The sequence below is a fragment of the Thermaerobacter sp. PB12/4term genome (assembly GCF_003403315.2).
Lineage (GTDB): Bacteria > Bacillota > Sulfobacillia > Thermaerobacterales > Thermaerobacteraceae > Thermaerobacter.
On record NZ_CP048407.1, the window covers coordinates 1,843,352 to 1,863,299 of the forward strand.

A 19,948-nucleotide genomic window follows, 5' to 3' on the forward strand; every position below is an offset into this window, starting at 1 on the left:
GCGCCCTCAACGCCGGCCTACGGCTCGCCCCGCACCGAGGCCAGGATCTTCTGCAGCTCCCCCCGGTCGAGCCGCTCTACGTCTTCCACGTGCTTGAGGACGCAGCCCAGGGTCGCCTCCACCGTCTCCTCGTCCAGCTCGTCCCGGTGCAGGGCCACCAGCGCCCGGGCCCAGTCCAGAGTCTCGGCCACCCCCGGCGGCTTGTTCAACCCGAGGGTGCGGAGCTTCTGGATGAACCGGACGATCTGCTCGGCCAGCCGCCGGTTGATGCCGGGCAGGCGGGCCTCCACGATCCGCGTCTCCTTGGCGAAGTCAGGGTAGCCGATCCACAGGTACAGGCACCGCCGCCGCAACGCCTCCGACAGCTCCCGCACCCGGTTGGAGGTGAGGACGACAAAGGGCCGGTGCTGCGCCCGGATCGTGCCCAGCTCGGGAATGGTGACCTGGAAGTCGGCCAGCACCTCCAGCAGGAAGGCTTCGAATTCCTCGTCGGCCCGGTCGACCTCGTCGATGAGGAGCACCGGCGCCCGGTCTTCCCGGGTGATGGCGTCAAGCAGCGGCCGCTTGAGCAGAAACTCCGGGGAGAAGATCTCGGCCTCCCGCTCCGCCGCATCCCGCCGGTCACCCTCCTGCATCCGGATCCGCAACAGCTGGCGGGGGTAGTTCCACTCGTACAGGGCGGAGGCAGCATCGAGCCCTTCATAGCACTGCAGGCGAATCAGATCGGTCTCCAGGACATCGGCCATCACCCGGGCGATCTCCGTCTTGCCCACGCCGGCATGCCCCTCGATGAGGAGGGGCTTCTCCAGCCGGATCGCCAGGTGGATCGCCGTGGCAATGGACCGGTCGCCGATGTAGCCCCGTTCCTCCAGCCGGGTCAGGATGTCCTGAACGGCCTCATGCACCCCCGTGTCCCTCCCGCAGGTTGGGGTTCCGCACCCCGTGCTCCGTTGGGTTGCATCAGGAAAGGCCATTCGCTGCCCGCCACCCGATTCCCCCCAGCCCGGCAGCTTCCACGGCCCTTCGGGGGGCCGGCTCAGGTCTTTGGCAGCCGGCCGCCGGGCACCGCCCCGCCCCCTTGCCCCCACCCCTTCCCGCCCCAGGAGCCGGGGCCGGCAGGAAACGGGGCGGGTTTCAACTAAGTTATTTACCGTTAGCAACAATCTTGGGAGGTCCGCCACCGCACCATGAAGCGCCGGCCCGCACAGCAGGGCAAGGACAAGGGCCTGGCCGCACCTTCCGGCAGGCCCCAGTTGCTGCGGCTCCACAACCGCACCCTGATCCTTTCCCTGCTCCGCCAGCAGCCGCTGTCCCGGGCCGAACTGTCCCGCCGGGCCGGGCTGGCCTTGCCCACCGTATCCCGGCTGGTCGACCAGTTGATCCGCGACGGGCTGGTGGAGGAAGGCCAGAAGCAGGCCACGGGTGGGCGCCACGCCACCCGGCTGCACCTGCGGGCGGAGGCCGGGTTCGTCCTGGGCGCCGAGCTGGGCCGGGACCAGATCTCCGTGGTGCTCAGCGACCTGCAGGGCAGCGTCCGTGCCCAGGCCGGCCAGCCGCGGGCCGAGACGGCCGAGCACGACGTGGCCCGGCTGGCCACCATGGCGGGCGGCCTGTTGAAGGAGGCCGGGGTGGATCCCCGGCGCCTGGTGGGCATCGGGGTGGGCGTGCCCGGCCCGCTGGACGCCAGTGCCGGCACGGTGATCCAGCCGCCCAACTTCCGCGGCTGGTCCTATGTGCCCTTGCGGGACCTGCTCCGGGAGCGGTTCCGGGTGCCGGTCTGGATCGAAAACGACGCCAATGCCGGTGCCCTGGCGGAGCACGTGCTCGGCTATCCCCAGAGCCGCAACCTGGCCTTCGTCCTGGCCGACGCGGGCGTCGGCGCGGGCCTGGTGCTGGAGGGCCAGCTTTACCGCGGGGCCGGCGGCGCCGGCGAGCTGGGCCACTGCCCGGTGCAGCTGGGCGGCCCGACCTGTCCCTGCGGCCGGCGGGGCTGTGTGGAGGCCATCGCCTCCACCGATGCCATGCTGGAACGCTTCACCGCCCTCCGGCACGAGCCTGCCGGCCCGGCGCCCGCCGGTTTCGAGGACCTCCTGGCGGCCGAGGCGGCGGGAGATCCCCTGGCTCGCCAGGTGCTGGCCCGGGGCGGGCGGGCCCTGGGCGCCGGTCTGGCCATCCTGGCGAACCTGGTGAGCCCCGAAGTGGTGGTCCTGGGGGGCAGGTCCATCCGCAGCCCGTCCTTTCTCCAGGCGGCCCGCCGGGAGCTGGGGCGCCGCCGGTTCGGCACGGGGGAGGTGAAGCTGGCCACCACCCAGCTGGGTCGAACCAGCGTGGCCCGCGGGGCCGCGCTGCTGGCGCTGCAGGGTCTCTTCCAGTCGCCCTTCACCATGGGTGCTGAGGCGCTGCCCCCCTCGGGGCCGGTGCCCCAGGGGGCCGGGGGCTGACCGACGAGGCGACCCGCCCTTTAGGGATGGGCTGCTGCGACGATGCGGCAGGCGATCCCCAGGAGGGGGGTCCCGTCCAGACGAACTCCGCCCGGAGCCGGAGCCGGGCGCGAAAAGGGGGAGCTACGGTGAACCTCGTCACCTGGTTCAAGCAGCGGGCGCTGGGCCGCTGGGCCCGAACCCTGACCATGCTGCTCGCCACGGCCGTGCTGGCCACCGGCTGCTCGCTCCCGTCCGCCGGTGGCAGCCAGCCCTCCGGTTCGACCGGCGGCAGCGAGCCGGCCGCCGGCGGGCCCGGAGGCGAGAAGGTGACCATCCGCCTGGCCACCTGGGCCCATGCCGAGGAAGCCAAGGAGCTGCAGGCCATCCTGGACCGGATCAACGCCGAGAGCGACCGCTGGCAGATCGTCCACGAGCCCATTCCCAGCGACTACGCCACCAAGATCCAGACCATGCTGGCGGGCAACACCGCCCCCGATCTCTTCTGGCTGGCCCAGGAAGACGTGATCCCCTTTGCCGCCACCGGCGTCCTGCTCAAGCTGGATGAGCACCTCCAGGGCGATTCTCGGCCGGCGGCCAACCTGAGCGACTACTTCGAGCCCATCCTGGGCGCCTTCACCCATGAGGGCGGGGTCTACGGCCTGCCCTGGATCGCCCAGCCCGTGGTCCTGTACTACAACAAGGCGCTCTTCGACGAGGCCGGCGTGCCGTATCCGGACGAGACCTGGACGTGGGACACCTTCAAGGAGGCCGCGGCCAAGCTGACCCGCGACACCAACGGGGACGGCAAGCCCGACGTCTACGGGTTCACGATGAACGGCTGGCCGCCCTTCGCCATGTTCGTCTGGCAGGCCGGCGGCGACATCGTCGGCGAGGACGGCCGCACGGCCCCCATCGACTCGCCGGAGGCCCTGGAGGCGGCCCGGTTCTACCAGGAACTGATCTACAACCCCAAGTACGCGGTGCCCGAGGACGTCATCGCGGAGCAGGGCTTCGCCGACATGTTCAAGGCCGGCAAGGTGGCCATGTTCATGGGCGGCGCCTCCGACGACCTGGACCGCGTGCCCAACCTGGACGTGGGCGTGGCGCCGGTGCCCAGCGGCCCCAAGGGCCGGGTGACCTTCGCCTGGACGGCGGCCACGGTGGTCAACGCCCGCTCGCCCCACGTGGAAGAGGCCATCGACGCCCTGATCGAGCTGACCGAAGGCATCCACCACTGGAAGATCGTCGCGCCGCGCAAGTCCCTGGCGACCCGGGAGCACCTCCTGGAGTCCGAGCCGCGGAAGGAAAAGGCGGCCGACGTGATCCTGCAGTCGCTGGAGTTCATGCGGCCGCTGCGCATCGTGCCCCAGTACAAGGCCTTCGATCAGGCCCTGTGGGAGCAGTATCTGGATCCCCTGTTCCACAAGCAGGGGAAGCCGGAGGAACTGGCCCCCAAGGTGCGGCCTGAGCTCGAGAAGATCCTGCAGCAGGAGTCGTGACCTTAGAACCCGGCGGCGGCGGCGCCGCCCGGCAGGGGCCGGGCAAGGACCCTGCGGTCGCGGGGGCCGGTCGGAGGGCCGGCCCCCGCGGCCCCCGGCGAGTGACGTGGCGCGCGATGGGCGAGCTGGCCGATCGGGGGCGAACCGTGTCCCGGGGGCCGGCGTCCCGGGACGACCGCGGGATCGGCCGGAGGCCGGGCGGCGCCGCCGGTCTGCCGGAAAGGAGGGGGTGGCGGTGTGGTCGTGGTACGTGGACGCCCTGCGGGATTATGTGGCGACGGTCATCCTGCTGGGCATCTTGATGCTGCTGGTCTACGCCGGCCTGCGGGCCCTGGGGCGTAGCCGGGAGACCGCCCTGGGGTTCACCTTCGTCCTTCCGTGGCTGGTGGGCTTTATGGCCTTTCAGCTCTTCCCCTTTGTCGCGTCCCTGTACCTGGCTTTCACCGACTACGACGTGCTCACGCCGCCCCGCTGGGTCGGCCTGGCCAACTTCGCCCGCCTGCTGGACGATCCCAAATTCGCGGCGTCCCTGAAGTTCACGGCCCTCTATGCGCTCTTCAGCGTGCCCCTGGGCATCGCGGGGTCGCTGGCCTGTGCCCTGCTGCTCAACCGCAACATCAAGGGCGTGGGGTTCTGGCGCACGCTGTATTACGTGCCCGCCGTGATTCCCGCCGTAGCCACCGCGGTGCTCTGGCGCTGGCTGCTGTCTACCGATGGGCTGGTCAACGCGGTGCTGGGGCCCGTCTACGCACTGCTCGGCATGGAGAAGCCCCGCTGGTTTTTGGACCCGGGGACCATCCTGCCGGGGTTCGTCATCATGAGCCTGTGGGGCGTCTTCGGGGCCAACACGGTGATCCTGCTGGCGGGCTTGAAGAACATCCCGCGGGAGCTCTACGATGCCGCGGCGGTGGACGGCGCCACGGGCTGGGGCCGGTTCCGCCACGTCACCCTGCCCATGCTCAGCCCGACCCTTTTCTACGTGCTGGTCACCGGGCTGATCGGCGCCCTGCAGATGTTCACCCAGGCGTTCTTCATCGAAACGCCGCGCTCCACCGTCACCTTCCTGCAGGTTTACATCTACCAGGAGGCCTTCGGGCTCCGGCACATGGGCTACGCCTCGGCCATGGCCTGGGTCTTCCTGCTGGTGATCCTGGGGTTGACGCTGCTGGTGTTCCGCTCGTCACCCCTCTGGGTGTATTACGAGAGCGAGGTGCGAGGTGAGGACCGTGCCGCGCGAGGTGCAAAGGCGCCTGGCCGACGCCTTCACCTATTTCGTGCTGGCCTTCGGCGGCGCCTTCGTGCTGGTGCCCCTGCTGTGGATGATCAGCACGTCGCTTAAGGGGCGGGACCAGCTCTACGTCTACCCGCCGCAGTGGATCCCCTCGCCGGTGCGGTGGGAGAACTACGTGGAGGTCTGGACCACCCTGCCCTTTGCCCGGTTCTTCCTGAACAGCCTGTTCATCACCATCCTGGCCACGGTGGCCGAGGTGGCCAGCGTGGCGGTGGTCGCCTACGGCTTTGCCCGCTTCAACTTCCGCGGGCGCCACTTCCTGTTCATGTTGATGCTGAGCACCATGATGCTGCCCAGCGTGATCGGGATGATCCCCACCTTCCTCATCTGGCGCGAGCTGGGGCGGCTCGACACCTTCACCCCCCTGACGGCGCCTGCCTGGTTCGCCTGGGGGCCGGCCAGCGTCTTCATGCTGCGCCAGTTCCTCCTGAGCCTGCCCAGGGACTTCGAAGACGCGGCGGTGCTGGACGGGGCCGGGCCCCTGCAGGTGCTGCGGCACGTGGTGCTGCCCATGGTCCGCCCGGCCCTGCTGGTCATCGCCCTGCTGGCCTTCCAGGGGAACTGGACCAACTTCATGGCGCCGCTGATCTATCTCAACACGCCCGACAAGTTCCCCGTGACCCTGGGGCTCAAGTTCCTGGAGACCTCCCTGGGACCGGGCAGCGAGGCGCCCATGTGGAACCTGATGATGGTCGTCTCGCTGCTGGTGGCGCTGCCGATCCTGGTGCTGTACGCCCTGGCCCAGCGGGCCTTCATCGAGGGAATCCGGCTAGGCGGGACCAAGGGCTGATTCCGGAAAGGAGTTGTACCGGTTGCTGCGCGTTCTCGATCCACAGCACGCCAGGGCCTATCTTCTGGGGCCCTTTGCGAAACACCCCGGGAACCCCATCCTGGGTCCCCAGGGCACCACCTGGGAGGCCAAGGACGTCTTCAACCCTGCCGCGGTGGTCAAAGACGGGCGGGTGTACATGCTCTACCGGGCCGAGGACCACACGGGCCCCGGCCAGTGGAACGGGACGTCCCGCATCGGCCTGGCCGTCAGCGACGACGGGATTCACTTCGAGCGCTACCCCGACCCGGTGCTGGAACCCACGGAACCGTACGAGCTGCCCGGCGGCTGCGAGGACCCGCGGGTCGCCTGCATCGACGGGCGCTACTTCCTGACCTACACGGCCTACGACGGCACCTCCGCCCGCCTTTGCCTGGCTACCTCGGACGACCTGGTGCGCTGGGAAAAGCACGGCGTGCTGTTCCCCGAATGGGACGGGGGAACGGGCCGGGTCTGGTCCAAGTCCGGGGCCATCTGCCCGGTGAAGATCAACGGCCGCTACGTGATGTACTTCGGGGACACCTCCATCTGGATCGCCACCTCCGAAGACGGCCTGCGCTGGCAGCCGGAACCCGAGCCGGTTCTTCAGGTCCGCACGGCCGGCGACGCCTTTGACACCCTGCTGGTCGAACCCGGCCCCTCGCCCCTGGTCACGGACCGGGGCATCCTGCTGATCTACAACGCCGCCCACCGCCTGGCGGACGCCCCGCGGGTCCGCAGGCGGGTCGAAGCCGCAATGGCCGGGAACGAGGCCGCCGGCCCGGCTACCTGGCCCGAGGGAGAAGAGCCGGCAGCCGCTGGCGAGCCCCCCGCCTACGGGGGACCCGCGGGCTCGGGCTATGTACGTTACGCCGCGGGGCAGGCGCTGTTCGACCTGAAGGATCCGCGCAAGCTGATCTGGCGGTCGGAGATCCCCTTCTTTGAACCCGAAACGCCCGAGGAGATCCGCGGCCAGGTGGACCACGTGGTCTTCGTCGAAGGCCTGGTCGAGCACCGCGGCACCTGGTTTTTGTACTACGGGATGGCCGATTCCCGCATCGGCGTGGCCACGTACCGGCCCCAATCCTGACATGAGGTGAAGCCATTGGCCAGCGAGATCCTATCGCCGATCCAGGGCGCGGCCCCCCAGCCGGGGGCCGCGCTGGGTGCCGGCATACGGCCCGGCGCCCCGGCCCGGCCGGCCTCGTCCTTCTGGCTGGGCGTCAACTACTGGGCCAGCGGCCAGGGGGTGGCCATGTGGCAAGACTGGCAGCCTGAGGCCATCGCCGCCGAACTCCGGGCTCTGGCCGCAGCCGGCTGCCGGGTGGTCCGGTTCTTCCTCAGGTGGGTCCACTTCCAGCCTGAAGAGGACCGCGTGGACCCCACCGCCCTGGCCCGGCTCAAGGCCTTTTGCGACCTGGCCCATGGGGTCGGCCTGGCCGTCATCCCCACCTTTTTCACCGGCCACATGAGCGGAGAGAACTGGGACGTGCCGTGGCGGCGGGGTCGCTGCCCCTACACCGACCCGGCCATGCTGCGGGCCCAGGTGCGCCTGATCCGGGCCGTGGCCGAGGCCATCGGGCACCACCCCGCGCTGCTGGCCTGGGATCTGGCCAACGAGCCGGACATCTTCGCCCGGCCGCCCTCCCCCGACGCCGGCTGGCTGTGGTGCCGGCTGCTCTACCGGGAGCTCAAGGCCGTCACCCCCTGGGTACCGGTGACCCTGGGGATCCACGTGGCCTCCCTTGTGGACGACTGCGGCTTCCGGCCTGCCGACGTGGCCGAAGCGGCGGACTTCCTCTGCATGCACCTCTACCCCATCTACTCGCCCTGGTGCCCCGATCCCGTGGGGACGATCCGGCCCAACCTGCTGGTGCCCTTCGGCGACCGCCTGGTGGCCGCCATGGGGCAACGGCCGGCCCTGGCCGAGGAGTTCGGCGGGACGACCCTGATGATGTCGCCCGCCCGTCACGGCCGTTACGTCAGTGCCGTGCTGGGCAGCCTGCTCCTCCACGGCAGCATGGGGGCCGTCGCCTGGTGCGGCCTGGATTTCCGCTGCCAGGAAGACCTGCCATACGACAGCACTCCCTACGAGGTGGCCTTCGGGATCCTGGACGACCAGGGCCGGCCCAAGCCTGCCGGCGAGGCTTTCCGCCGCTTCGCCCGGCTGCTGGAGCGGCTGCCCGAGGGACTGGTGCCTGCCCCGCGCCCCGCGGCCATCCTGCTGCCCGAGCGCTATTACGAGAACCAGGACCCCGACATCACGCCGGAGCGCAACTTCGCCGTGCTGTTCAACGCCTTCGTCCTGGCCCGGCGGGCCGGCCTGCCCGTGGACCTGGTACGCCCCGACGCCGACTGGACCGGTTACAGGCTCCTGATCGTCCCCTGCCTGCCCCGGCGCAACAGCCTGTCCAACCGGACGTGGAACCGGCTGCGCCGCTGGGTGGAGCAGGGCGGCACCCTCTACCTCTCCTACGACGGGGCCGCCCTGCCCGGGATGGAGGCCGTCTTCGGCATCCGCATCGAGGACGCTTACCCGCGGGAAGCCGTTCACGGGCCGGGCCCGTGGGATCTGGTCCTGGACCTGGACCTGCGGCCGGAGCCGCAGAGCGGCCCGGAGAGGCGGTGCGGTCCGGAGCCGCGGTGCGGCCCGGGGCCGCGTGGCGGTCCGGAGCCGCGGGGCGGCCTGGAGCCGCAGACCAGCGGCGAGGGCAGCCGGGACGGTGGTGACCAGGCGGGCGGTCGCGCGGACCGGACCGGCGAGGAGCTCCGCCAAGGCGGCGCTGCGGCGGCCGGCGGCGCTTGTGGTGGTACCCATGGTGGTACCCGGATCGTCCACCACGGTGCCGCCGCGGCCGGTGACGCCGGCGGGGGCGGCAACGACGCTGGCAACGGCGCCATGGCGGGGGCCCGAAGCGACGGCGGCATGGCCTGGGTCGGGAGCGAACCCTGGGACGGTGGCGGCGTTGGGAGCGGCGGGTACCCCCGCGACAGCGGTGGGGCTGCCGCACTGGGGACACTGGCGCACTCCGGCCTGCAGCCTGTGGTCCGGCTGATCCCCGCGCCCCGGCCAGCCCCCCGCAAAAGGCTGGTGGCCTCGCCCGCCGGCGCCCGCGTAGCCGGTTGGATCCGCCCGGCCCCCGCCACCGGCACAGGCCCAGCGGGTCCGGTGCACCCTCCGGCCGCCGCGGCCCACGGCGGTCACCCCACAGGGCCCCTGGAGGAACCGGCCGTGTTCGTCCACCGGTATGGGCGGGGATGGGCGGTGCTGGTCACCGACCCCCTGGAATGGATCCTGGCGTGCACGCCCGGCGCCTATGGGAGCGAGGCCCACGGGAGCAGCGCCTGCGGGAGCAGCGCCTACGGGAGCAGCGCCTACGGGAGCAGCGCCTGCGGAGTCGGCGCCAGCGGGAGCGGTGGCGAACACCACGGGCCCGAATACCGCGGGCCCGAACCACACCGCGGGTACGGGAGAAGCCAGGATGGCCCCGGCAGCGAGGGGAGCGCAGGACCCGAGGGCGAAGCGCGGGCTGAAGCACCCGCAAGCTCTTCCGGCCTCGCCACCGCCGGCCGCACCCGACCGGAACAGGTGTACCGGCTGGCCGCCCGCCTGGCCGGCATCGTCCCTGAATGGGAGGCCGATCACGCGGATGTGGAGGTGGGGGTTCTGGTCCAGGGTGCTCCGGGCCAGCCCTGGGCCGGCGGACCAGGGCCGGGCAGCCGGGCGACCGGAACCGTGCCCGAAAGCCTCCCTCTCAGCGTGCCCGCCCGCTATCTCGTGGTGGTCAGCCACCACCCGCAACCCGTGAGCGTGGTCCTGTCAGGGCTGGCACCTGCCCGGCTGGTCGACGCCGAAACCGGCGCCACCCTCTACGCCCGCTCGAACGGCCGAAGGCCCGTACCAGCCCCCTGGCCCCGCGCCGCCGTTCCCGACCCTGGTGCCAGGCCGGCTCCCGGCACCAACTGGGCCGCGGAGGCCCCTCCGGCGGGCGCAGGTGCTCCCTACCCCTTGAGCCATGGCGCGAGCCATGGCGAGGCGGGGCGCTGGCAAACGCCCCCCGTGCGGCTGGAACCGGGCAGCTGGCGGGTGTTTCGCATCGAAGACCTGGACCAGGAGATCCCCCGTTGCGATCCAGATGTTGCGATCCAGGTTCATCACAGTTGACAGCCAGGTCCGAAGGTACTGAACAGCCCGCTCAACGATGACGGACACCCCGGCCGAACTCCCGGCCGAAGCCGGAGCCGGCGCCGGCGCCCGTCCGGGACAGATACCGGCGGGCGCCGGGCCGGTTCCTCCGGTGAAGCTGGCGGAAGGTCGAAGGATGCCGCCGTAGCCACAAGGCCAGTTCAACCAGGCTTTGCAGGCTGTGGGCCGGCGCCAGGACGTCGATGTGGGGCAGGGCCACCTGCATGCCCCGGGCCAGCGGTTCGTAGCGAGGATCCCCCGCCAGGGGGTTCATCCAGACCACGGCCCGCACCCGGCGGCGGCACCAGCGCAAGGCCCGGTCCAGCAGGTCCAGGTTGCCCCGGTCGAGCCCGTCGCTGATGACCAGCAGCACGGTGTCGGGATCGAGCAAATAGCCGTACCGCTGCGCCAGGGCCCAGAGTCCCTCGCCGAGCCGGGTTCCGCCGGACCAGTCCACGGTCACCGTCGCGGCCCGGGCCATGGCGATCTCCGGCCGCGGGGTGCGCAGGACAGACGTCAGCCGGGTCAGCCGCGTTCCGAGGGCGAAGGTTTCCACCCGCCCGCCCTGCTGCTGCAGGCCGTGAAGGAAGTGCAGGAAGAGCTGGCTGTAGACGTCCATCGACCCGGACACGTCCAAGACGGCGACGAGGCGCAGCTGGCCGGGACGCCGGCGCCGGCGCGGCCAGCGGAACAGGTCGCCCGCCTTGCGGGCCGCCTCCCTGAGGGCACGGCGGCCATCGATGGGGCCCTTCCGTGCCCGGACGAACCGGCGAGACGGGCGCGTGGCCAGCCGGCGCCCCAGCTCGCGGGCCGCGGCCATGACCAGGCGGCGGCTGGCGTCGTCCAGCACATGGACGTCGCGGCGGGTGAGGACAGCCAGGGGGCTGTAGCCCCCGGGGCTTCCTCCTGCCCGTGCCCGCCAGGCGAGGCTGCTGGCTGGCGCGTCCTCTGACCCGGGGCTGCCTCCCTGGCCGCCGGGTCCCTGGCCGCTCGGCCCCTGGCCGCCCGGCGCCTCGCCTCCCGCACCCGCAGCCGTGGGATCGTGCCCGCCCGCATCCCGCTGGCCCGGGCCCCGGCTGGGCTCATGCCCTGCGGTGTGCGGGTCATCCGGATTCGGGCTGCCTGCGCCTTGAGCTCCCGAACCCCAGCCGCCGCCGGGGGTATCGGGGCCGGGACCGGTGGCGTCACCGCGGGCACCGGGGGCACCGTCCGGCCCCGCCAGGGACACGGTGCCCGCCGGCGAGAGCAGGACCATGATGAGGTAATCCGCCAGCTCGGCCGGATCGGCCATGAGGTCCGAGCCGTGGGGGTCATATCGATCCCCGGGCCGGCCGGGAAGGGCGGTGATGTCTGGCACCAAAGGGTCCACCCCGGCCAGGCTGGGGTCATGCACGGGGAAACCTGTCGGCCCGTACGGGGAACCCAGGCCGGGGATGGAGCCGGGGCCGGCGGCGGCCATTGCCTCGCTGGGCGAGGCTGCGGTTGCGGCGGTTGCACCGGCGGAGGGTACGGTAGCGGCATCTGCGCTGGCGGCAGCTGTGCCTCCCGCGGTGGCGTTGGCGGACGCGGCGCCGGCCGAGGCCGCGTTGGCGGCAGATGCGCCGGTCAAGTCCGCAACTGACGGGGGCACACCGCTCGGCGGCTCGCCGTCACCCACCCCCCAGGGGCCACGGGCGGGATCGCCCGGATATCCTGAGGAGCCTGAATCCGCCACCGGGCCTGCCTGCCCCGGGCGCCGGCGGGCCAGCCATTCGGGCAACCGCCGGTTCACCGGTTCACCCCAGAAGAAGGCATCAAGCGCCCGCTCCACGACAGCCAGGTGCTCGGGCCGGCGGGCCAGGACCACCCGCAAGGCCGCTCGCACTTCCGCCGGATCCTCAAGGTCCACGTGCTCGAGCGCAGCGAGGACGTTGACCGCGTCGGCCGGGCTCGTGGGAACTCCCGCGGCCCGCAAGCGACGCACCAGGTGGATCACGTGGTCCCGCAAGGTCTTGGACGGCGCCTCCAAGGGATCATCCCCCCAGCCATGTTTCCGGTGATGCTTTCGGCGATCCTTTCGGCGATGTCTTCGGCGCTCTTTTCGGGGCTGGTCCGCAGGACCGGCTTGTTATGCAGCGGTTTCCGGTTGTTCGTGCAGCCGCGCCCGTAGGTGTTTCTGTAACCGTTGCCGCAGTCATTGTCCACCTACCCTAATGTTTTCTGTCGACCTCCGAACTCCCCCAAACCCCTGGAGGTCGACAGCAGGACCCACGTTTTTCCACCCCTTTGCCAGCAAGGCTTCGTCGCCTATTTGCATACATGAGGACCCAGTTGACCATTTTCTGGATCGACAGCACTGCCGTCGGTGAAGCCAAGAAGGACAAGGCTTCGGCGGGGCGAATAACGGGTTTGTAGGGTACCTATGACTCGGGTTTGACATCGCGGCGCCACCCGCCAGGGAGAGGGGCGCTGTGTTTGTAGGGTACCTATGACTCGGGTTTGACCGGCCGCATCCGCTGGCAAAGCGGATCAAGGTCAGCAACAAGTTTGTAGGGTACCTATGACTCGGGTTTGACTTGTGCACGCCCGCGACGATGTGCTCGCCCTCGTGGGTTTGTAGGGTACCTATGACTCGGGTTTGACGCGACCTGAACGACGGATGGCAGCGGGGCCTCCGATGTTTGTAGGGTACCTATGACTCGGGTTTGACCGTTGACGGCCCTGCTTGGTGCCACGCCGCCCCAGGAACCCGCATGAATCAAGGGGTTTCCATGGGGCGGCGGTTCTTTTGGGTCAAAAGTGTAGTGCCACGTGTATTCGGGAAACACTTGTATGGTAAGCACGAACATGCTATGATGGTTGTGCCATGTTCATCCGCCAGAAGACCTTCAAGAACAAAGACGGCTCCACCCGCACCTACCTCCAGCTCGTCGAGAGCGTGCGCCAGGGCGGCCGCGTCCGCCAGCGGGTGGTCGCCACCCTGGGCCGGCTGGAGGATCTTCAGGACGGCCGCCTCGATGCCCCTCATCGAGAACCTGGCCCGCTTCTCCCAGAGCACCTGGCGTCGGCTCGAAGAACAGGCCGAACGTCTGAACGTCCGCTGGTCCAAGCAGTGGGGACCGGCCCTGATCTTCGAGCGCCTCTGGCAGGAGGCAGAGCTGGACAAGGCCTTCGCCGCCCTGCTCGAAGACCGCCAGCTTGCCTTCGATGTCGCCGAGGCCGTCTTCACCATGGTGCTCAACCGCCTCACCGACCCCTGCTCCAAGCGCGGCCTGGTGCGCCAGTGGCTGCAGGGCGTCTACCGGCCCCAGGCAGAGCAGTTGGAACTGCACCACTACTACCGGGCCCTGGATGTGTTGGCCGAGCACAAGGAGGCGATCGAGGATCGCCTCTTCGCCCGGGCTCGCGACCTGTTCTGGACCGAGGTCGACGTGGTGATGTGGGACTGTACATCCAGCTACTTCGAAGGCCGAGGGCCGGAGGGGTTGGCTGCCTACGGCTATTCCCGCGACAAACGCCCGGACCGGCCCCAGCTGGTGGTGGGCGTGCTCATGACCCGGGACGGCTACCCCATCGCCCACGAGGTCTTCCCGGGCGATACCGCCGACAAGGCGACCGTGGCGACCGTGCTGGATGCCCTCAAGCGGCGCTTTCACCTGCGCCGGGTGATCTTCGTGGCCGACCGGGGCATGGTCAGCCGTCCGATCCTGCGGGCCATCGAGGAGGCCGGGATGGAGTACATCGTCGGCATGCCCCTGCGTCGGCACCGGGCGGCCGAGGCGGTCTTGAGCCAGCCGGGACGGTATCGCAAGGTGAACAAACAACTCCAGATCAAGCAGGTGACCCACCAAGGCCAGCGCTACATCCTCTGCCACAACCCCCTGCAGGCCGAGCACGACCGCCAGGCCCGGGAGGCGGTGCTCGCGCACCTGAAGCAGCGGATCGAGCGCGGCCAAGCCAAGGATCTCCTGCGGAACCGCCTCGTGGCCCGTTACCTCAAGGCCCTGCCCCAGGGCGCGTTGGTGGTGAACACCGACGCCGTCAAGCGAGCCACCCGCTACGATGGGAAGTACCTGCTGCGCACCAACACCGACCTGGAACCGGAGGCGGTGGTCCGCGCCTACAAGGATCTCTGGCGGGTCGAGCGCGCCTTCCGCACCCTCAAGTCCGCCCTGGACTTGCGGCCGATGTTCCACTGGACGGAGCGGCGGGTCCGGGGGCACGTCATGGTCTGTTTCCTGGCGCTGGTGCTGGAGAGCCTGTTGTTGCGCAAGCTCCGCCAGCAAAACCCCGAGGCGAGCTACGAGGACGTGCTGAGCGACCTCGCCCAGCTCCATGCCGTGGCGGTGGAACTCGACGGCGAGACCTACCTCACCCGGACCGAGCTGGTGGGCCAAGCCTACGAAGCCTTCAAAGCCGTAGGTCTGCGGCCGCCGGCGCGGGTGCAGCCGATGCCACGTCCCGCCACGACCCCCGCCGGGTAGTGTAGTGGTACGCAGTCCCCGTGTGCCCAAGAAAGCCTTGTGTTTCAAGGGTTCTCAAGGATCACGGTGTCAAAGTCGAGTATGAGGGATCGAAACATCGGGCACTCGGGCCACGGCCAACGCTGGTGCGGTCGGTTTGTAGGGTACCTATGAGGGATCGAAACTACTGCGGCCACACTGGCCGTGTCAAGCTGGCTGTCGTTTGTAGGGTACCTATGAGGGATCGAAACGAAGGGATGGATGCCTCTCGTTCATGCGTGGTACGCGTTTGTAGGGTACCTATGAGGGATCGAAACTGGCCCATGGGGCTGGTGGTGAAGATGCCCCAGCCCCGCGTTTGTAGGGTACCTATGAGGGATCGAAACAACGCCTCCGCATTGAGCGGGTCGAGGCCGTCCGAGCGTTTGTAGGGTACCTATGAGGGATCGAAACCGCAGGTCGATGAGCGTATCTCGCAGCGACTCATTCTGTTTGTAGGGTACCTATGAGGGATCGAAACCGGGAGTACGCGGAGTGGGCCGCCTTTTATGCGGCCGGTTTGTAGGGTACCTATGAGGGATCGAAACCCATCGCAGAGCGTCACCTCCCAATTGTCATCGCCGGTGTTAAACTGACCCGGGATCGCCGGGTAAGAATTGACCCACCCCCCAGCAAAGACACCTTCCAAATCCAGCCACGGAGCGGGAGGTGTCCTCGGCAACATGCTGGGAGGTGGGAAGGTGAAACGCCTATACGAGCTTCATGGCGAGGGTCGGTCCATCCGGGAGATCGCACGAATCCTCGGGATCTCCCGGAACACGGTGCGGCGGTACTTGCGTGCCACCGAGGTGCCCAAGCCGGCCCCTCGGGCGGCCCGCGGCTCCAAGCTCGACCCCTACAAGGAGTTTATCCTGCAACGGGTGGCGGAGGGAGTGGAAAACTGCGTCGTCCTTCTTCGCGAGCTGCGGACCCAGGGTTACGAGGGGGGCTACACCATCCTCAAGGAGTTCGTCCGGCCCCTGCGTCGCCCCCGCTCCATGCCGGGCACCGTCCGGTTCGAGACGCAGCCGGGCCAGCAGACGCAAGTGGATTGGGGCAGCTGTGCCTATACGCTGCCGGACGGCACGGACCGGCGAAAGTGGGTCTTCGCGATGGTGCTCAGCTGGTCGCGGGCCCTGTACGTCGAGTTTGTCGACCGGGCCGACACCGCGACGTTCATCCGCTGCCATCTGAACGCGTTCCGGTACTTCGGCGGGGTACCGGAAACGTGCCTGTACGACCGGACCAAGCTGGTGGTGTTGGGGCTGGATGAGAACGGCGAGCCCAAGTGGAATGAACGCTTTCTGGACTTTGCCCTGCGGCTGGGTTTTGCCATCCGGCTCTGCCAGGGCTACCGCCCCCAGACCAAGGGCCGGGTGGAAAGCGGCATCAAGTACGTCAAGGGCAACTTCTGGCCCGCGGTTCGGTTCACGGATCTGGATGACCTGAACCGGCAGGCCCTGGCGTGGTGTGATACCGTGGCCAACGTCCGCATCCACGGCACCACCCATGAGCGGCCCGTGGACCGGTTGGCGATCGAACGAGGGGCCTTGCGGCCGTTGCCCCCGCAGGAGCGGCTTAGGCCGTGGCTGCGCGAGCAGCGGCAGGTGGGCCGGGACGGTTACGTACAGTGGGAACGGGCGTGGTACGGCCTGCCGTGGCCCTGGCGGCCCGGCCAGCTCGTCCAGGTCCAGCCGGGCGAGGGCGTGGTCGAGCTCTGGGTCGGTGACCAGCGGGTGGCGGTGCATCCCCGAGCCCTCCGGCCGGGCCAGCGCTTCACGCACCCGCAGCAGTGGGCGGGGTTGTCCGCGAAGCGTGGCCGTCCGCGGCCGGAGCCCCGGGCGGTGCAATGGCCCACGGTGGAAGTCGAGCGACGGTCTTTGAGCACCTACGAGGCTCTGGCCGAGGCGGTGAGTCGGCGATGATCGCCCTGGAGAAGGCCCGGCAGTACCTGGAGCAGCTGGGCTTGAGCCACGCGGCGGCGGTTCTCGAAAGCCGCCTGGAGGCCGCCGCCCAGAAGCAGCTCCCCTACCCCGACTTCCTCGTGGACCTGCTGGGCCTCGAGGCGGCGGCGCGCCGGGAGCGCTACCTGCGGACACGGACACGACTGGCGCATTTGCCCTTTCACCGCACCCTGGAGCAGTTCGACTTCGGGTTCCAGCCGTCCGTCGACGAGCGCCAGATTCGCGAGCTGGCTACCCTCGCCTTCGTCGCCGACGCCGCCAATGTGATCTTCCTCGGACCACCAGGCGTGGGCAAAACCCACCTGAGTGTGGCTCTCGGGATCAAGGCGATCGAGGCCGGTTACGGAGTGTACTTCGTGCGGGCTCACGAGCTGCTCGAAGACCTGCGCCGCGCCCAAGCCGAGCACCGACTCGACCGACGCATGCGAGTCTACTTGGCCCCCAAGGTGCTGATCATCGACGAATTCGGGGTCTGGCCCTACGACCGGGCTGCGGCGACCGCCCTGTTCGCCCTGATCTCGGCCCGTTATGAACGGGGCAGCATCATCTTGACCAGTAACAAGGGCTTTGCGGAGTGGGGCGAAGTGTTGGGCGATTCGGTGATCGCCACCGCCATCCTCGACCGGTTGCTTCACCACAGCCACGTCATCAACATCCGGGGCGAGAGCTACCGGCTTCGGGAGAAGAAGCGGGCGGGACTGTTCGGCGGAACCCCACCCCGAAGGGAGGTGATGCCACAGGACGGCTCTGCGGAGTAAGTGACCCGAAGGGGTGGGATTTCCTAAGCGCTTGTCAAGGTGCAGACGGCGCGAACTGTGGTAGCTTTAAAGTTGGGGGCACCCCTACGGGGAGCTGGGTGGCTCAGCCGACCCGAACGTTATCCCCCGGGTGCCCTTCACGATTGCGGCGGGCGCGCCGCACGGAGTCGGGAACGGTGTACGCCTGTGCCAGGCGCCGAGCCGTTTCCCGGTCCACGGGCGTGCCGTGTGCATCGCGCAGGACGTACAGCCTTCCGTCCCTTCGCACGGCATACAGCCGGTCGGCAAGGTGCACCGCCACGACGCACACGGCCTGCGTGTGGTGGTGGCCCTTCTCGACGAGGCAGCGGCAATAGAGCCGGGCGAGTTCGGGTGAAGTTGACCCGGTTTCGTGGACAGGTTGAGGCTTACGCGACAACCCCTTCCTGTGGCTGAGCCTTTCGCTCCTGGATCCAACGCTCCTCGTACTCGTAGGGCGAGAGGTAACCAAGTGCCGAGTGACGCCGCCGCCGGTTGTAGAACCCTTCGACGTACTCGAAGATCGCCATGCGCAGTTGATCCCGTGTGGCCCAGGCTTGGCGGTCGAGGAGCTCCCGTTGCAGGGTCGCGTAGAAACTCTCCGCCATCGCGTTGTCCAGCGCATCGCCCACGGAACCCATTGATCCGGCGATGCCCAGGACCTCCAAGCGGCGGGTGAATGCCAGCGAGGTGTATTGCACGCCATGGTCCGAGTGGTGGATCAGACCGGGCCCCGGCCGGCGACGCCGTACCGCCATGGTGACGGCGTCGACCACCAACTCCGCCACGGGCCGGTCCCCCATGGCCCAGCCCACCACGGCGCGGGAGAAGGCATCCACCACCGTGGCCAGGTACAGCCAGCCTTCCTCCGTGCGATGCTGCGTGAGGTCCGCCACCCACACCCGGTTGGGGGCATCGGGCACAAACTGCCGACCCAGCCGATCAGGGTAGACGGGGCGGCGGGGATCCCGGAGTGTGATCCCCCGGGTCCGGCGCCGGTGCACGCCGGCCAGCCCCATAGCCCGCATCAGCCGGGCGACCCGCTTCCGACCACAGCGGACCCCATGCGTCAACCGCAGCTCTGCATGGATGCGGGGCGCGCCATACGTGCCCCGGCTGCCAGCATGGATGAGCCGGATCCGCTGGCTCAAATCCGCGTCCTCCTGGGACCGTCTGGAGGCACCCCGTTGCCGCCATGCGTAATAGCCACTCGTCGAGACGCCCAGGACACGGCACAGCGTGGCCACCGGATGGTGGGCCTTCTCCTGCTCGATGAACCGAAACACGGTCACCGGTTCCGTCGGCTCTCCTGGGCAAAAAAGGCTGCGGCTTTTTTTTAGATTTCACGCTCCTCCCGCAGGATCCGGTTCTCCCGCCGCAGCCGGTTGAGTTCCTCCCGTTCGGCGGTCGTCAACCCGGGGCGCTGCCCCGCGTCGATCCCGGCTTGCCGAACCCACTTCCGCAGGCTGGCCTCCGAGACGCCGAGGTCGGCGGCAATCTGCTGGAGCTTCTTCCCACTCTCCCGGACGAGGCGGACGGCTTCGGCCCGGAACTCGGGAGGATACGGCGGCTTGGTAGCCGGCATGGGGATCACCCTTTCCGGGGCTTACGCCCCAAGTATCGGGGTGTCCACTAAACCGGGGCAAGTCCAAATACCCCGGGTGGCCCCGGACCCCGTAGCATCACCGGCGGCCGAACCTGCAGCACCCAGGGACGCTTCGAGCCGTTCAATGGCAGCCGCCGCCTCACCAGGCAGCAGAGTTTCGGGTTCGATCCCGGCCACCGAAAACCGGTCGGCCTGGATCAGCCGCGCCGTATGGTGGCGAAGGAGGCGCCGGACCTCCAGCGATGCGGTTTGTCTGTGGCGTTGCAGGCGGACGACCGCCCGCCCCCATGCACCCCGAGCCAGATCGACCCAGCGCCCCCATTCGGCACCGTCGCGAGGCCATCGGCCGGCCGCGATGGGGAGATTAGCCGCCCGCACGAGCCGGAGGAGTCCCTCCACGTCCATCTCGTCCAGTACGCCTGGGGTCCATAAAGCCTGCCATGGGGTGTCGGTCTCCAGGTCCGCCAGCGTTCCATGGTGATCCGCGATGTCCCGCGTCAACGCCAGCAGCCGGTCGACGGCCAGCGTGGCCGAAGGGGTGACGGTTCCGCCGGCACCCGCCTGCACGCCGGGGCCCCGGTTCCACTGAAGAACCAGCGCAGCGAACAGGGCGGCTCCGACGAAGGCGTGGGGGCCCACGGGTCCCCTGCGCTGGGGATCCAGCAGCCGTTCCTGCCAGCTGCGACGTGCTTTGCCGGCATCGTGCAGCAGGCCCGCCAGATAGAGGAGTTGGTCGTCCACGGAGCCCTGCGGATCGCCCGCGCGGCGGGCCACTTCCACCAGGTGATCGACCAGGGGGTAGGCGCGGCCCCCCTCGGGAGGCCGCGCCACACACCTTTCAAGAGGTATCCAGCCTCGCACCGTATTCATTCCTGGCGGGAACCTCCGCCTGCCGCCCTTCCCGTGGACTCTGT

Annotated in this window: 13 protein-coding genes and 2 CRISPR repeat arrays; of the genes, 9 read left to right on the top strand and 4 right to left on the bottom strand. The window is 69.3% G+C overall.

Annotated elements, in window-relative coordinates; all coding sequences use genetic code 11:
- Nucleotides 1-17 precede the first annotated feature (17 nt).
- Nucleotides 18-905 carry a MoxR family ATPase gene (locus tag DYI95_RS07650; protein ID WP_116900374.1) on the bottom strand — a complete coding sequence of 296 codons (888 nt, stop codon included), beginning with the start codon at nt 903-905 and terminating at the stop codon, nt 18-20.
- Nucleotides 906-1,187: 282 nt separating this feature from the next.
- Between DYI95_RS07650 and DYI95_RS07655 the strand changes: the two genes are divergently transcribed.
- The 6 genes from DYI95_RS07655 (at nt 1,188) to DYI95_RS07680 (ending at nt 10,186) form a co-directional block, all read left to right on the top strand.
- A complete protein-coding gene (locus tag DYI95_RS07655; RefSeq protein WP_116900373.1) occupies nt 1,188-2,441 on the top strand; it encodes an ROK family transcriptional regulator in 1,254 nt (417 codons plus the stop codon).
- A gap of 128 nt (nt 2,442-2,569) precedes the next feature.
- Complete coding sequence (locus DYI95_RS07660; RefSeq protein ID WP_116900372.1) at nt 2,570-3,922, top strand: sugar ABC transporter substrate-binding protein; 1,353 nt, start codon at nt 2,570-2,572, stop codon at nt 3,920-3,922.
- Nucleotides 3,923-4,151: 229 nt separating this feature from the next.
- Nucleotides 4,152-5,261 (top strand): carbohydrate ABC transporter permease, encoded by a 1,110-nt coding sequence (locus DYI95_RS07665; RefSeq protein ID WP_243149679.1) that lies wholly within the window; start codon nt 4,152-4,154, stop codon nt 5,259-5,261.
- The gene (locus DYI95_RS07670) at nt 5,149-6,003 is read left to right on the top strand and encodes a carbohydrate ABC transporter permease (protein ID WP_243149680.1); all 855 of its coding nucleotides are present in this window, start codon (nt 5,149-5,151) and stop codon (nt 6,001-6,003) included. The genes DYI95_RS07665 and DYI95_RS07670 overlap by 113 nt, the downstream gene beginning before the upstream one ends.
- A gap of 22 nt (nt 6,004-6,025) precedes the next feature.
- Nucleotides 6,026-7,111, top strand: a complete 1,086-nt coding sequence (locus DYI95_RS07675) for a glycoside hydrolase family 130 protein (RefSeq protein WP_116900370.1) — start codon at nt 6,026-6,028, stop codon at nt 7,109-7,111.
- A 15-nt stretch (nt 7,112-7,126) separates the two neighbouring features.
- Nucleotides 7,127-10,186 carry a beta-galactosidase trimerization domain-containing protein gene (locus DYI95_RS07680; protein ID WP_116900369.1) on the top strand — a complete coding sequence of 1,020 codons (3,060 nt, stop codon included), beginning with the start codon at nt 7,127-7,129 and terminating at the stop codon, nt 10,184-10,186.
- A gap of 31 nt (nt 10,187-10,217) precedes the next feature.
- Here DYI95_RS07680 and DYI95_RS13105 read toward each other — a convergent pair whose 3' ends face one another.
- Complete coding sequence (locus DYI95_RS13105) at nt 10,218-12,215, bottom strand: VWA domain-containing protein (RefSeq protein ID WP_116900368.1); 1,998 nt, start codon at nt 12,213-12,215, stop codon at nt 10,218-10,220.
- Nucleotides 12,216-12,593: 378 nt separating this feature from the next.
- A CRISPR array of direct repeats spans nt 12,594-12,896; the repeat unit is 31 nt; unit sequence GTTTGTAGGGTACCTATGACTCGGGTTTGAC.
- A 307-nt stretch (nt 12,897-13,203) separates the two neighbouring features.
- On the opposite strand from DYI95_RS13105, the gene DYI95_RS07690 reads away from it, so the two are divergent.
- The 3 genes from DYI95_RS07690 to istB all read left to right on the top strand — a co-directional run bounded on the left by DYI95_RS07690 (nt 13,204) and on the right by istB (nt 17,410).
- The gene (locus DYI95_RS07690; RefSeq protein WP_243149681.1) at nt 13,204-14,670 is read left to right on the top strand and encodes an IS1634 family transposase; all 1,467 of its coding nucleotides are present in this window, start codon (nt 13,204-13,206) and stop codon (nt 14,668-14,670) included.
- A gap of 66 nt (nt 14,671-14,736) precedes the next feature.
- Nucleotides 14,737-15,236: a CRISPR direct-repeat array (repeat unit 30 nt; unit sequence GTTTGTAGGGTACCTATGAGGGATCGAAAC).
- A gap of 153 nt (nt 15,237-15,389) precedes the next feature.
- On the top strand, nt 15,390-16,613 hold the full coding sequence (istA, locus tag DYI95_RS07695; RefSeq protein ID WP_164581349.1) for an IS21 family transposase: 1,224 nt from the start codon (nt 15,390-15,392) through the stop codon (nt 16,611-16,613).
- Nucleotides 16,610-17,410, top strand: coding sequence for an IS21-like element helper ATPase IstB (gene istB, locus DYI95_RS07700; RefSeq protein WP_135225726.1), 801 nt, complete (start codon nt 16,610-16,612; stop codon nt 17,408-17,410). Before istA ends, istB begins: the two co-directional genes overlap by 4 nt.
- Before the next feature lie 407 nt (nt 17,411-17,817).
- Here istB and DYI95_RS07705 read toward each other — a convergent pair.
- Together DYI95_RS07705 and DYI95_RS07710 are read right to left on the bottom strand one after the other, a co-directional pair.
- Nucleotides 17,818-19,013 (bottom strand): IS3 family transposase gene (locus DYI95_RS07705; protein WP_164581350.1). Its coding sequence is split into 2 segments (ribosomal slippage): nt 17,818-18,770 and nt 18,770-19,013, totalling 1,197 coding nucleotides; the frame shifts between segments, so codons are not numbered across the junction.
- 21 nt (nt 19,014-19,034) lie between these two features.
- Entirely contained in the window at nt 19,035-19,904 is an 870-nt protein-coding gene (locus DYI95_RS07710) for a CRISPR-associated endonuclease Cas3'' (RefSeq protein WP_116900360.1), read from the bottom strand.
- Nucleotides 19,905-19,948: the final 44 nt, after the last annotated feature.